This is a genomic window from Actinacidiphila oryziradicis, assembly GCF_005047355.1.
GTDB lineage: Bacteria > Actinomycetota > Actinomycetes > Streptomycetales > Streptomycetaceae > Actinacidiphila > Actinacidiphila oryziradicis.
Genome location: NZ_SUMC01000068.1, coordinates 1 through 12,360 on the forward strand (window position 1 = coordinate 1; position 12,360 = coordinate 12,360).

Consider the following 12,360-nt stretch of genomic DNA (forward strand, 5'->3'; position numbering starts at 1 on the left):
TGGCTACCTGCCGGGCCGGCGAAAGCATCGCCCAGGAGGCCGACGACGACCCCGGCGCGGACCTGCTCGGCTCCATCCGCCGCCACGACGAGGAACTGCTGCAAAAGCTCGCCGACAGCCTCCAAGAACAGGCCGGGGCGGTGGTGGCCGCCGCGAACGGCGGCCGCCGTGCGGAGTGGGTGGGCTCCACCGGGGCCGGTGAGGCGGTCCGTGGTGGTTGGAGCCGCCTGCGGGAGACGGTCGAAGCTAGCGGGCGGCAAGCCGAACAGTGGGAGCAGCAGGCCGAACGTACCCTCGAAGGTGCGGTCGGGCGGCTGCCCGGGGTGACCCGGATGCGGGGCGAGGTGCAAGGGGCCGCGGCCGCGGAGGACGAGCTGCCGATTCCCGGCTACGGCGAACTGACCGTCGTCGAGGTCACCGGCTGGCTTCGGCACCTGTCCCAGGCCGAGCTGGCCACGATCGACGGCTACGAGCGGGCCCATGCCGGCCGTACCACGATCCTGAACAAGATCGCGGACCTGCGCGGGGACGAGCCCTGGCCCGGTTACGACTCCATGAAGGCCGACGAGATCCGCACCCGGCTGCGCGAGGCCGACACCGACCTCGCCCGGCAGGTACTCGACTACGAGCGCCGCCACCACGAACGCACCACCGTCACCACGGCCGCCGACCACGCCGCCACATAACCGGCCGCAGTGACCGGTGACGGCAATCACACACGACAGGTCCCCTGACGGTCTCCCATGAGGCATCGGGCCACTCACGCGGCCCGACGCCCTCATGGCCGAGGTGGGCGGCGGCGAACGCGGCCACCCGCCGGCCGGGGCCGCGCGGCCCGAGTTTGTCGGCCGGATGCCGCCGGTCAGATGCCCGGACGCGTGGCATTCGAGGCGGATGGTGGATCCTGGGCCTGCGGCGGCGAGTGCTCTGGCGTCCGGGCGCCGGCAGGGACAGTCTGCGGGGGACACGGCTGTCCGGGCGGCCGTACGCGGCCGGCGACCAGGAGGCGGTGCTCGCGCTGGTGGAGGCCGACCGGCTGCCAGGGCAGCCGGAGGCAACGCCCGCGATGCTCGCCGAGGCACCGGCCAGGCGCTCGCCGGTGGACGGCGGCTGGTGGGCGGAGTTGGACAACGTCCTCACGGATGTCGCGCACGACCCGTCCGGGCGGGTGCGGGGTGTCGTCTCCTCACGCGACGCGTCCCGGGGACGGGGCCGGACTGATCCTGTGGCTGCACAGCGAGGAGGAAGACCAAGCAGTCGCCGAGGCCCTGGCCGGCCACGCGCTCGGCCGGCTCGGGCCGCGCACGGTGCACGCGTTCGAGTTCGCCTGCGCGCTCACCCTCGGACTGGAGGGCCTGCCGGTGCGCAACCGCTCCGCGACCCGCCGGGCCCTGGAAGCGGCCGGCCGATGTCCTGGGCGCCGGCCGCCTCGAATGGCAGACGCCCGGCGGTGGTGGAGCCGTCCCTTCGACAGAAGCCAAGAGGTGATCGCCATCGTGTCCGTGCTTCCCTTCGTGTTGCTGGGCCTCCTGCTCGCTCTGGACCGTTACGAAAGACGCCTGCTGGTCGCGCGCTCCGGGGCGGAACCGGCATCAGCTCAGGAGTGATCCCCGGCGGCAACCGCTGTTGAGCAAGCAGAGGCGATTCTCAAGGGCGCCAAGGAGCGGCGACGGGCATAGCTTTCCCGCCGCTTGCGAGGTCGCGTCCGCCAGCTTTGTCCGCCTTGCTCATGGGCGGAACCCGCCGTCCTGCTTCGCTCCGGACTTATCCGTCGCACAGGCTGCCTGCTGGCCGTCGCCTCCCCTCATGCGGTGAGGGCTGCATGCGGTTCTTGCCTTCCCTTGGCCGACGGCGCACCGTCGCGCTCATACAATGACGTTGCTGTACCCCGCCGTCCGTCTTGTGGGTGGCCGGGGAAAGGGAACGTCACTCAGCGGCACCTGAGGTAGGGGAGAGAACGTGACGGCTTCCCGTGGCATGGACGGATCGGTCCCGGTGCCGTCGCGCAGCGGGGCGCTGCTGGAGGTGGGGCCCTTGTCCGGTCGCTCTGGGATCCGCGCCACTGGAGAGATCAGCGTGAGCACCCGCGCATCCTGGGACCAGGCATTGCAGGGTCTGGCGCGGAAGCATACGGACGTCTCCTTCGTGGATCTCTCTGGCGTGTCGTTCATCGATGTGGGCGGCGCGGCGGCTCTGGCAGTCACAGCGCAGCATCTGGGCACGGGCCGGATCGTCGTGGACCGGCCGCCGCCGGAGCTGCCGCGCATGACCCGTTCCGGGGCATGAAACTGGTAAGCCCAAAAGGGGCCACGGGATGATCTTGGGGAGATCCTGAAGTCGCTGGAGGGGCTGGACGAGGAAGCCAGTGCGGAGCAGGTCACGGACCGCTTGGAGGGCAAGGTCTCGCTCGCCTTCCTCGCCCTGGCCAGAGCGCTGACGGTGCAGGCCGGCGGGGTAGGGGCGGTGACCGCCGCGGTGGAGGGCTTCGGCGGGTTCGCCGGACAGTACGAGCAGATCGAGAAGGTCCCCGCCCACCACGGCAACAACTGGGAGATCCTGCTGTACGGGCAGCTGCGCAAGGACCGCTCCCTGATGTTCGACCTGGCCGCACCGGGCCGCCTGGAGCTGACCTCGACCTCGGAGGACTGGCGGGTGCTGAATGCCCTCGCGCACGCCAAGGCCCACAAGGCCGCCCGCGACTACATCCCCGAGCTGGATGCGCAGGGGAAGGTGGTGGACGTTTCCTTCGCCACCCTGAACTGGCAAAAAGCCATCCGGGACAAGGACCGGCCGGGCTACTTCGTGCGCAGGCACTTCGAGGCGATGGTCTTCGCGAACCTCGCCGACGAACTGCGCACCGGCGACATCGCGGTACTCGGCTCCGATGAGTACGCGGACTGGTCCAAGCAGCTGCTCGGCTGGGAGACCGTCAGGGACAAGCTCGGCGACTACCTGGTGGAGGTCGGCCTCAAGGAGCCCGGAGATGACACCCCGTACGACGCGGCGTCCTTCCACCGACAGCTCCAGGACATGCTCACGCGGGCCGCGGCCGGGGCGGATGCCGGGTATCCGGACAACGAGGGGCTGTTCATCGATCCGAAGACCGGCATCCCCACCCTCACCCCGCACAAGGCCGACGGGCAGCGGGCCAGCGCGAGGAAGCTGGAGCAGGAGATCAAGGCGCGGCTGCCGGAACGCTCCCTGATCGGGATTCCTGGCCCGCACCGCGTTCTGGGTCGAGTGGTGGCGCCGCTTCGGCCCGGCCTCCGGCAACGAGCCGAAACTCCAGGACCCCTTCGGCCGGTACGTCATCACGACCTTCGTGAAGGGCACCAACCTCGGCCCGTACGAGGCCGCCCGGCACATCCCCGGGGTGTCCGGCCACGAGCTGTCGCTGGCCGCGAACCGGCACTTCTCCATCGCCCTGCTCAACGAGGCGATCACCGATGTCGTCAACGCGCACGCCAAACTCGACATCTCCCAGGCGTGGGGCGACGGCACCACGGTGGGCGCGGACGGCACCCACATGGACACCTACCTCAACAACCTGCTCTCCGAGACCTCGGTGAGGCTCGGAAAGTCCGGCGGCATCGCCTATCACCACATTTCAGACACCTATATCGCCCTGTTCACGCATTTTATTCCGTGTGGCGTGTGGGAGGCCGTCTACATCATCGAGGGACTGCTGAAAAACGCCTCGGAGCTGAAGCCGACGACGATCCACGCCGATACGCAGGGGCAATCTTATCCGGTGTTTGCATTGGCCCATTTGCTGGGCTTTGATTTGATGCCAAGAATCCGGAATTGGAAGGATCTCACTTTCTATCGACCGTCCAAGCAGAGCCAGTATGTGCACATCGACACACTGTTCGGCGAGCCGGGGGCGAATGTCATCGACTGGGGCCTGATCGAGTCGCAGTTCCGGCACCTGATGCGCGTCGCGGTGTCCGTGCGCGAGGGGTTGCTGTCCTCCACCCTGCTGCTCAAGCGGCTGCGCTCCGGCTCCCGCCGCAACGGCACCTACACCGCGTTTCGTGAGGTCGGGAGGGTGATCCGTACCGTGCATATGCTGCGCTACCTCTCCGATCCGGCGATGCGCCGGCGCGTGACGGCGGCGACCAACAAGGTCGAGTCGTACAACCGGTTCATGCAGTGGCTCTATTTCGGCAACCGCGGCATCATCGCCGACAATGACCCCGTCGAGCAGGAAAAGGCAATGAAATTCAACGCCCTTCTCACCAACGCGGTCATCTTCCACCAGGCCACAGACATTGCCATGATCGTGCGAGAACTACAGGCCGAGGGGTGGAAGATCGAGCCCGAAGACCTGGCGGAGATATCCCCGTACATCACGGAAAACATCAACCGGTTCGGCGAATACTCCACACACGAACTCGCCATCGTCCCCGATGCCTACGAGCCGCACCTGGACATCGATTTCACCAAATTCCGCGACGGCTTCGACGAGGCAGCCTGGCCGAGGCGGAGCAGACGGGGTACATGCGGCTGCACCAGCGGATAACGTGACCCTGCCGGGAAGGGATGCTGAGATGGGCAGTCCGTGCCGGTGGAGCCACCGGCCAGATAACTCCGCAAATCTATGCGAAACGGATATAACGACACCCGTGATAGCCCGGCAGACCCGTGATCGGTAGGGGCTATTGTCAGCAACGGGTGAAAAATCAGCCGTTGCGGAATGGCGCTCCGGTGACAGAGCAGCTGCCACTACTCCCACGCGCCAAGTCGAGCGCCATTCGGTGTTTGGCCGTCCGGGGCTTCGCCCGCGACACAATCGCTGGGCTGGAGCCAGCCACCATCGCGAACCCTCCGGCCAGCACACTCCATCCCAGCGGGCCCGCGGCAACCGTCCAACCAATGACAGCTGGGCCAGCAGCCTTCGAGGCACCGTCCGCGATGAGCTGCCACACCCCCTGGTACTGGCCCAGCAACTCATCGGGAGCAAGATCGTAAGAGAGGATCCAGCCAGCGGTGGCCCCGAGGATTTCCCCCAGCGAGAGCGTCAGGCAAGCCACGCTCAAGAACATCCACAGCGCATATCCCGACGATGCCCCGCCCCCGGCAAGCGCGGCGCAACCGCCAGCCGTGAGGACACCTGCCATGAGAAGTGATCTACGGGCCCCCTGGACGTCTGTTGCTTGTCCGCTGAGCGGCACTTGGAGCCCGACCACCACGACGGTGTTGAGGACCATCGCAGCTGAGACCGCCCAATGTGGAAGTCGCGAGCCGTAGACAACCCAGAGGGGAACGCCGATGGAGACGACAGCCCGGTTCAAGGTGTGCACGGCATTCAACAACGCCACTGAGAGATAGCCGGGGTCGCCCAGAGCGTCGGCAGCGAGGCCGCGTCCCTTCGCGCCGCGGCTGGCCTCGGGCAGCCTGGCTGTGGCAAAAGCGCCGAAGCAGAACGTCGCGGCGTCGAGGGCGAGCAGCAGATAAAGAGTGGCCGCACTGTCCGCGGCCAGTGCGAAGCCCGACCCGAGCGCTCCGAGCGAGAAACCCACATTGGTGACGCTGCGCTGGTAAGCACGCAGCGTCGCGCGTTGCTCTGGTGGGACGAGCTTACCCATCAGGGTGGAGCGGGCCGCAGTGTTCCCGCTCGTCGCCAGCTGCTTTATTGCCAACGCCAGGGCGCACGACCACATGTTTCCCGACACCATCAGGCCGCAGGTGGCGACAGCGCACACCAGTTCTGCGGTGATGGCCACTATCCGTGCCCCGTACCGGTCGCTGAGCTGCCCGAGTGGCACTGCGCCCAGCACCCCGATCAGACCGCTGACGCTGAGCAGTGAGGCGGCTTGGGCCAGCGGCAAGTGCTTGACCTGGGCTAGGAAAACCACCAAAGCGGACATGGAGGCCCCGGTGCCCGTCATGTTGACAAGGTTGCCGAGGGCCAGCCAGCGCTGCGTGCGGTCGGCAGGTACGAAGCGCATCGTCATACCCCCAGGGGAAACTGTGCCAGCCGCGTCACCCGGCGACCGGTGACTGTGAGAACGCGAGTGCCATCAGGTTGGTTGCACAGGCGAACCGTGGAGGTGCCGCCCGGGTGCCCGACTGAGAGGTCTGCGTAGCCCGGTGCGATGTCGGCCACCAGGGTCGCGACCGCAATCAGACCGGTGAGGGCGAGGCCGGGATGCCAATCGTCGGCCGACAGTGCTCGTACGTACATACCGCCGTCCTCTGTATGTAGCAACAGAGCAGGTTTGGGCAGGACTTGAGAGTCGGCCAGCCCAAGCCGGGGTGCCAGTTGGGTCCGGACTTCCCGAAGCATGGTGCGGGCGTCGTCCCCGGCCGTCATGAGCCCGTCCTTGCTGCTGATGCCCAGGGCGGACGCGTCCACGAACGCGTACGGATTGCCGCTGTCTACGACGGTGACCGGTAGCGCAACCCCAGCGATGTCGAGCACCAGCGGCACCTTGCCCAGCGGGAAGTCACCGCCCCGGTCGTCGAGCGGGAAGCCGAGCCCGGCGTCGTAGACTCCAGCCTCCGCGTCGAGGGTCCTGATCTCGCACTCCACGATGCGCCAGATCCCTGAGCGGTGGGTGAGCAGCAGCAAGGGCCCGCGCCCGGCAGGGAGGCGTCCGCTGGCGTGTAGATGGGTAGCGGTAGCGAGCATGGAGTGGCCGCACTCCGGGGTGAGGTCCAGCACCTGGCAACCAGCTTGCTCGACGACCTGTGCGAAGACATATTCGGCGTGCGCCGTGGGGCCGTCGGCAGCCGGATGAGCGAGTGCCACCTTCTCGACCGGCCGGCCGATCGTGGCCACGGCGGTTTCCAGAACGGGCAGTGGGTCAGCGAGTCGGCGGGAGCTGGCGACGACGAGCGTCGGAGCGGCAGCTCCGCCGACGCTCCACAGGCCGATGTCGACGCCGATGGCCCGGACCCGTCTGACGGCGAGGGTGGTCACGACCGGCCTCCGGTGATCTCCCTCAGCCACAGCTCCAGCACAAGCAGTGCCCATACGGTGTGTGCCAGTGGCTCGCTGGGCCGCTCGTCGAACTGGGCGAGGACTTTCTCCACTTGGGCTCCCTCAAACGATCCGCGCTGCGCGCTGGGGTCGGTCAGCACCTGTCGGGCCCAGTCCAGGGCGGTTCCCTGGTCCTCCAGCAGATTGTCGGAGAGCCGGAAGGTGAAGGGCTGTTTGGGCCTGTTCACGATCACCTCGGGCGCCCAGCGGTGGCGGGTCGCTGCGGTGCTCAGGGTGCGTTTCACGCTGTTGCCGGGGCCCAGCTTGTCTGCCAGCCCCAGCGAACGGCCGAGGCTGGTGATGCCGTTCCGGCAGAAAGGGACGCGGGCCTCGACGGAATGGGCGGCGCTGAGATGATCCAGGCGCTGCAGGTGGTAGACGGGCAGTCGATGCCGCAGTTCGAAACCGGTGGCGTCCTCGGCCGGGGTGACCTTGGAGGGCCGCGGGCGCGCCCAGGGGCCGTCGTCGGGACGCCGGTGCTCATGAAGGGCCTGACGGGCGTCCTTGGTGTACAGGGCCTCGCGCCACATAGCAGGTACTCCGGACAGGGCGTCCCGGTAGGCGCCGGTGTCCCCGCTGCGGGCCAGTGCTCTGAACCGGTCGTATCCGCCGAAGAGTTCATCGCTGGCATCGCCGGTGAGCGCCACGGGATACCCCGCTGCGCGTACCGCCTCGAAGAGCCGGTAGGTGCTGACGATGATGGGGTCGGAGTTGGGCTGCCCAAGGTTGCGGACCACTGCGGGCAGGAGTCCGGGTAGATCGGAACCGCCGATGGTGACCTGTTCCAGCCTGGACCCGGTGGTCTTGGCGACCAGTTGAGCGAAGGGCAGCTCGTCGTACGCGGACGGGTGTTTGGGGACGACGGTGAATGCCTGAAGTGGCCCTGCCGCGCGAGCAGCCAATGTGGTGATCACGGAGGAGTCGAGACCGCCGGAGAGCACCGCGCAGTACGGCACATCCGTCGGCAGCATCTCGGCGACCAATCCCGGGAGCCGGCCGGCGAGGTCCTCCACAGGGTCGGAGAGTTCCTCGGGGGCGACCGAGGCCACCGCCATCACCGCGGGCACCCCGCCCGGCACAACTTCCAGGGCGTGGCCGGGCGGCAGTGAGCGGATCCCCTCGATCAAGGTCGGGTCGCCCAGCGCACCCGGCTCGGGCACAGCACCGTAGACCGCTTTGAACCGCAAATAGCGGTCGAGCGCGTCCGGGTCCAGCCGAATTCCGCCACCGCGCAGCCGCAGCAGCGCGGGGATCTCTGAGGCGAATCCGAGCCGTCCACCCTCGGAGAAGAGGTAGAGCGGCTTTAAGCCGGACTGGTCCCGGACGAGGGTGAGCCGTCGGGTACGGTGCTCGTACGCCATGATCGCGAACATGCCGTCGAGGAGTCGAGCTGCAGCTGCCCCGTGCCTGGCGAAGAGCGGTGCGAGCACCTCACCGTCACAGCGCGTACGAAATTCCACGCCCGTGGCGACAAGCCCCCGGCGCAGTTCGGGCGCGTTGTAGATCTCACCGTTGTAGAAGACGGTGAAGCCCTCGGCGGTGAAGGGCTGCCAGCCCGACTCAGGATCGGAGATGGCCAGCCGAGTGCCACCGGCCAGGATCCCGTCGAAGACCCGGTGAGAGCGCCCGTCGGGGCCGCCATGGTCCAGGAGTTGCGCCAGTTCGTCCCCCCGCCTGTGCAGCTCCTCACGGCTCAGGCGGGGGTCGAGCAGGCCGAATATGCGGCACATGGGTGCGGGACTCGTCCTTTCAGTGACCGGTCAGGTCGGTGTGCTGCGACAGGAAAGCCGCCCAGTCCGGATTGGCGTACCAGGTCTCCAGGGTGTCGTCGGCGGGGCAGCGGCGCCGCTCCGCAAGAGACCGCAGGGCATTGAGGGCCTTGGTGTCCAGGCCGTGGTCGGCGAGGCCCTTGGTGGCCCGGTCAAGGGCGTCATCAACGAGGGCGCCGGCATCCACGGGTTGGAAGTGCCGGTCGAGGAGCGGCGCCTGGTAGCCATGCACACTGGCCAACCGCATGTTGTGGTCCGCGGACGGGCTCGCGACATGTTTGAACGTTCCCTGCTCCAGCATCAGGCCTGTGACCAGCGCGGTGTAGCCGCGCACCAGGTCGAGCCGGTTAGTGATGTCGATGCAGGTGATCTCCTTACGAAAGTGCTGATCGTCACGGAAGTACATCGGTCGCCGGGTGAAGCTGCGGCGGTAGGAGCGCTCGGACTTACCCACGACTCCGTCGACGGTCCATGGTCCTTCTCCCCTTACCGGAGTGTTGGCGCTCAGAAGGACGAGTGCCGGGCCGAACCAGTCGAACTTCGCGTGCAGATACTCACGGTCGAGGCGTGCTTCGACTTCGTCGGGAAAGCTGACGTTGACGTGTATGCCCCAGGTCATCATTGCCGTCTCGGCGGCCGCCCAGCCCTCGATGCCGCGTCCGCCGCGCGGGCCCCGGTACTCCTCGGCGGTGCGGTGAGCTCCGTACACGCTGCCGCGCAGTCCGATTTCGGCTAGAAGTGCCTGCATCTCCTCGTAGTGCTGGACCAGGTATTCCTGCTGCCCATACACGTCGGAGGCGATCGGTGTGCTGATCTCGATGCCCTTGACGTGCAGGTCGGTGAGCTGGCCCTGCTCGTCGGTGAGGTCGTAGCCCTCCAGATAGAAGCTGCGTTGGTCGGAGCCGGGGTACTTCACCACCATGTAGTCGTTGGAAGGGGCGTTGGATTTGGCGATGACGTCCTTCAGGAGCGGGAAGGACAGTTCCTTCCAGTGCTGCGGTTGCCCCTCGGCGTCCACGAGCTGGTATTCGAACTCGATGCCCATGCGGTAGGCGGTCGGGTCATATCCGGGCATGGCGAAGAATCCCTTCATGAAGTGGGCATGACGTAGCGGGTTGCAGTTTCAGGCGGCGATGATGCTGTCGAGGAACCAGCGGTGCATAGCCAGCAGCCGCTCGGCTGTCTGCGAACGGTCCTGGCCGAGCGCCACCCCGCTGATCAGATATGAGGAGGAAGCGACGTCGGCCGTGCCGCCCGAGGAGCGGGGCAGCACGGTTTCGTAGTGGCTGATGCCGGGCAGCGGGCACTCGGCCGGTGCCCGGCCGCGCACACCGGCGTGGTCATAGGCGATCAGAAATCCCCCGGTGGGAGCGGCTTGCCGGGGCACGAGAGACTCAGGGGAGGAGTCAGTCTGATGGCGGGCGGCCAGTTCCACGAGGTCGACGCCGTGCAGTCGGCGCAGTGTCGGCTGGATACGTCCCCCGCCGATACGGCTCGCCGCCTCGTTGACCACGATCCCCGTCCCGGTGTCGAAGAACTCGATGTGGAAGGCCGTCACCGCAGGGGTGGGCAGGGCACGCAGCGTGTCCTCGGCGAGCCGCACCACGGTCTCCCGGCGCGGATCGTCCCGGTCCAGGGTGATGGCCATGGTGGGCACCGGGGCTTCCACTATGTCCAGGAACGTCGTGGACCAGGACCAGACCTCGGTGAACACCGCCCGCCCCGCGACGAACACTCCGTCACAGTGCAGGAGTTCGTGCGGAGTGAAGGCCTCGGCGAGGTACTCGTTGAGTCTTGGGCCCTGGCTTGCGGCGAAGGCAGCCGCCGCCGGGTCGTCCTCGATACGGAGAATGCCCCGGGAACCGGTGCCTGTGCGAGGCTTGGCCAGGATTGGGTAGCCCACGTCTGCGGCGAAGCGCTCCAGGTCTCCAGGACGCTCCAGCGGGATGTACGGGACAACCGGCAGCCCGGCCTTGTCCAGCAACCGCTTCATGACCAGCTTGTCGCGGTATGCCTCGGCACTGCTGGCGCTCTGGCCTTCGAGGCCGAACTCGTCGCGCAGCCGGGCCGCGCGCAGTACGTCGTACTCGGAGAAGGCGATGACAGTATCGATGTCGTACCGCCGGATCCATTCCCGGGCGGTTTCGACGACCGCTGGGTTGGTGACGTAGTCGTCGAACTCAGCGATGTCGCGGTATCGGGCCCGGATCACGGCGGCTTCGGGGCGCCTGTCGACGGCCCGTGTGGCGCAATTGAGCAGGAACAGCTCGTGCTCGGGTGCCAGCCAGTGATGGAAGGCAGCGGACTGCAACCGGTAGCGGTTGAGAATCAGAACCCGGTTCATCTCGCGGCTTCCCCCGTCAGCGGGCTGGTACGGATGGTCACATTCGCGGCGAGCGCCTCAGCGGCCGTAACCGCGTCCTCTCTCCGTTCGGCAAAGGCAACGACGGCGGCCCGCATCTCATTGCCATTGCTGATCGCAGTCAGCCGGTCACCCGGGTGCACGAAGCAGCGAGTGAGCAGATGCCGCCCCATTACTTCCGGGGGCAGCGCGCCGATCTCCACGGACTCGACCAGGCCCTCCGCCTCGGAGACACACCGGCGGACTGCGAATCCCCGCTTCTCGTTGGCAAGGCCGGGAGCCTTGCCGTGCAGCACGTCGTACCAGGCTCGGTAGAGATCCACACCCGTGACCGCGTACACCATGTTGCTGATGAAGACCCCTCCGACTCGGCCGTTGACTTCCACAATGCGTGGCCCTTCGGCAGTGAGGCGGACCTCGGTGTGCGCGGGTCCGTCCAGCAGGCCGCAGGCCAGGACGGCATCAGCCGCGACACGCTCCACCGCCGCCCGGTCGCTATCAACGAGCCGGGCCGGGATTTCGGCGTCCAGTTTGAGCACCCCGGTTCGGCCGCCGATGCCCTTGCTGGTGACCGCCACCGTAGTCACCACGCCGTCCGCTGCGACCGCTTCCACACTGAACTCGGGGCCGTCCAGATACTCCTCGACCACCACGTCCGCGCCCCAGGACTCAATGAGCGCCGCCTCCACAGCCGCGTCCAGCTCCGCTTCGGTGTGCACCACGAAGACCGCGCAACTGGCCGCCCTGTCCGCAGGCTTGACCACAACTGGCCATCCCGCCGACTTGGCGAAGTCCCGGGCTTCTGCCGTGCCCCGGCAGGGGGCCCAATGCGGCTGAGGCACTCCGGCCGCATCCAGGGCCGAGCGCTGAAGCCGCTTGTTGGAGCATGTCAATCCGGACCACTCGGTGTGGCCGCGCAGCCCCAGGCGCTCGTTGAGCCGTCCGACCAGCGGCAGTAGGTAGTCGTAGTCGGCCATAACGGCTGTCAGCGGGTACTGGGCGTGGAAGTCGAGTATGCGAGTCTCCAGTTCCGCCACCCGGTCGGTGCGGAAGGCGGCCGGCACGTGTGGCAAGGGAAGCTGTACGTCGGCGAAGCCAGCCAGATCGTTGTCGGGGTGGTCGGCAACGATGATCTCGGCCCCGGTGCGGGCCAGAGTGCGCAGCGCCGCTTCGCGTTCTTTGGCCGGGCGTATCACCAGGACTCGGGGGGTGTGTGACATGGTGCGTTTCTCTTCCGTTGCCTT

The 12,360-nt window shown here is 67.5% G+C and carries 9 protein-coding genes and 1 pseudogene; 4 read left to right on the plus strand and 6 right to left on the minus strand.

The window, feature by feature from the left end; all coding sequences use genetic code 11:
• The 4 genes and pseudogenes from FCI23_RS57120 to FCI23_RS39725 all read left to right on the plus strand — a co-directional run.
• Positions 1 to 686, plus strand: a pseudogene (locus FCI23_RS57120) (hypothetical protein); the annotation flags it as partial.
• Positions 687 to 1,142: 456 nt separating this feature from the next.
• Complete coding sequence (locus tag FCI23_RS58630; protein ID WP_211265662.1) at positions 1,143 to 1,607, plus strand: hypothetical protein; 465 nt, start codon at positions 1,143 to 1,145, stop codon at positions 1,605 to 1,607.
• A gap of 370 nt (positions 1,608 to 1,977) precedes the next feature.
• A complete protein-coding gene (locus tag FCI23_RS39720) occupies positions 1,978 to 2,286 on the plus strand; it encodes an STAS domain-containing protein (protein WP_136729040.1) in 309 nt (102 codons plus the stop codon).
• A gap of 928 nt (positions 2,287 to 3,214) precedes the next feature.
• The gene (locus tag FCI23_RS39725; RefSeq protein ID WP_136729014.1) at positions 3,215 to 4,522 is read left to right on the plus strand and encodes a Tn3 family transposase; all 1,308 of its coding nucleotides are present in this window, start codon (positions 3,215 to 3,217) and stop codon (positions 4,520 to 4,522) included.
• Between the two features lie 160 nt (positions 4,523 to 4,682).
• On the opposite strand, the gene FCI23_RS39730 is transcribed toward FCI23_RS39725, so the two are convergent.
• From FCI23_RS39730 to FCI23_RS39755, 6 genes are read right to left on the minus strand one after another with little or no spacing between them, the layout of a single operon-like run.
• On the minus strand, positions 4,683 to 5,957 hold the full coding sequence (locus tag FCI23_RS39730) for an MFS transporter (protein ID WP_136729015.1): 1,275 nt from the start codon (positions 5,955 to 5,957) through the stop codon (positions 4,683 to 4,685).
• Positions 5,954 to 6,925 carry a PrpF domain-containing protein gene (locus tag FCI23_RS39735; RefSeq protein ID WP_169317146.1) on the minus strand — a complete coding sequence of 324 codons (972 nt, stop codon included), beginning with the start codon at positions 6,923 to 6,925 and terminating at the stop codon, positions 5,954 to 5,956. The genes FCI23_RS39730 and FCI23_RS39735 overlap by 4 nt, the downstream gene beginning before the upstream one ends.
• Positions 6,922 to 8,715, minus strand: a complete 1,794-nt coding sequence (asnB, locus tag FCI23_RS39740) for an asparagine synthase (glutamine-hydrolyzing) (RefSeq protein ID WP_136729017.1) — start codon at positions 8,713 to 8,715, stop codon at positions 6,922 to 6,924. Before asnB ends, FCI23_RS39735 begins: the two co-directional genes overlap by 4 nt.
• Before the next feature lie 19 nt (positions 8,716 to 8,734).
• Positions 8,735 to 9,847 carry a glutamate-cysteine ligase family protein gene (locus FCI23_RS39745; protein ID WP_136729018.1) on the minus strand — a complete coding sequence of 371 codons (1,113 nt, stop codon included), beginning with the start codon at positions 9,845 to 9,847 and terminating at the stop codon, positions 8,735 to 8,737.
• Between the two features lie 30 nt (positions 9,848 to 9,877).
• Complete coding sequence (locus FCI23_RS39750; protein ID WP_136729019.1) at positions 9,878 to 11,098, minus strand: ATP-grasp domain-containing protein; 1,221 nt, start codon at positions 11,096 to 11,098, stop codon at positions 9,878 to 9,880.
• Positions 11,095 to 12,336, minus strand: coding sequence for an ATP-grasp domain-containing protein (locus tag FCI23_RS39755; protein ID WP_136729020.1), 1,242 nt, complete (start codon positions 12,334 to 12,336; stop codon positions 11,095 to 11,097). Before FCI23_RS39755 ends, FCI23_RS39750 begins: the two co-directional genes overlap by 4 nt.
• Between the last annotated feature and the right edge of the window lie 24 nt (positions 12,337 to 12,360).

Excerpts from the sequence above, each read along its gene's own strand:
- FCI23_RS58630 (WP_211265662.1), top strand. The coding sequence starts at position 1,143 with ATGTCGCGCACGACCCGTCCGGGCGGGTGCGGGGTGTCGTCTCCTCAC.
- asnB (WP_136729017.1), bottom strand. The coding sequence starts at position 8,715 with ATGTGCCGCATATTCGGCCTGCTCGACCCCCGCCTGAGCCGTGAGGAG.
- FCI23_RS39755 (WP_136729020.1), bottom strand. The coding sequence starts at position 12,336 with ATGTCACACACCCCCCGAGTCCTGGTGATACGCCCGGCCAAAGAACGC.
- FCI23_RS39720 (WP_136729040.1), top strand. The coding sequence starts at position 1,978 with ATGGACGGATCGGTCCCGGTGCCGTCGCGCAGCGGGGCGCTGCTGGAG.
- FCI23_RS39745 (WP_136729018.1), bottom strand. The coding sequence starts at position 9,847 with ATGAAGGGATTCTTCGCCATGCCCGGATATGACCCGACCGCCTACCGC.
- FCI23_RS39750 (WP_136729019.1), bottom strand. The coding sequence starts at position 11,098 with ATGAACCGGGTTCTGATTCTCAACCGCTACCGGTTGCAGTCCGCTGCC.
- FCI23_RS39730 (WP_136729015.1), bottom strand. The coding sequence starts at position 5,957 with ATGACGATGCGCTTCGTACCTGCCGACCGCACGCAGCGCTGGCTGGCC.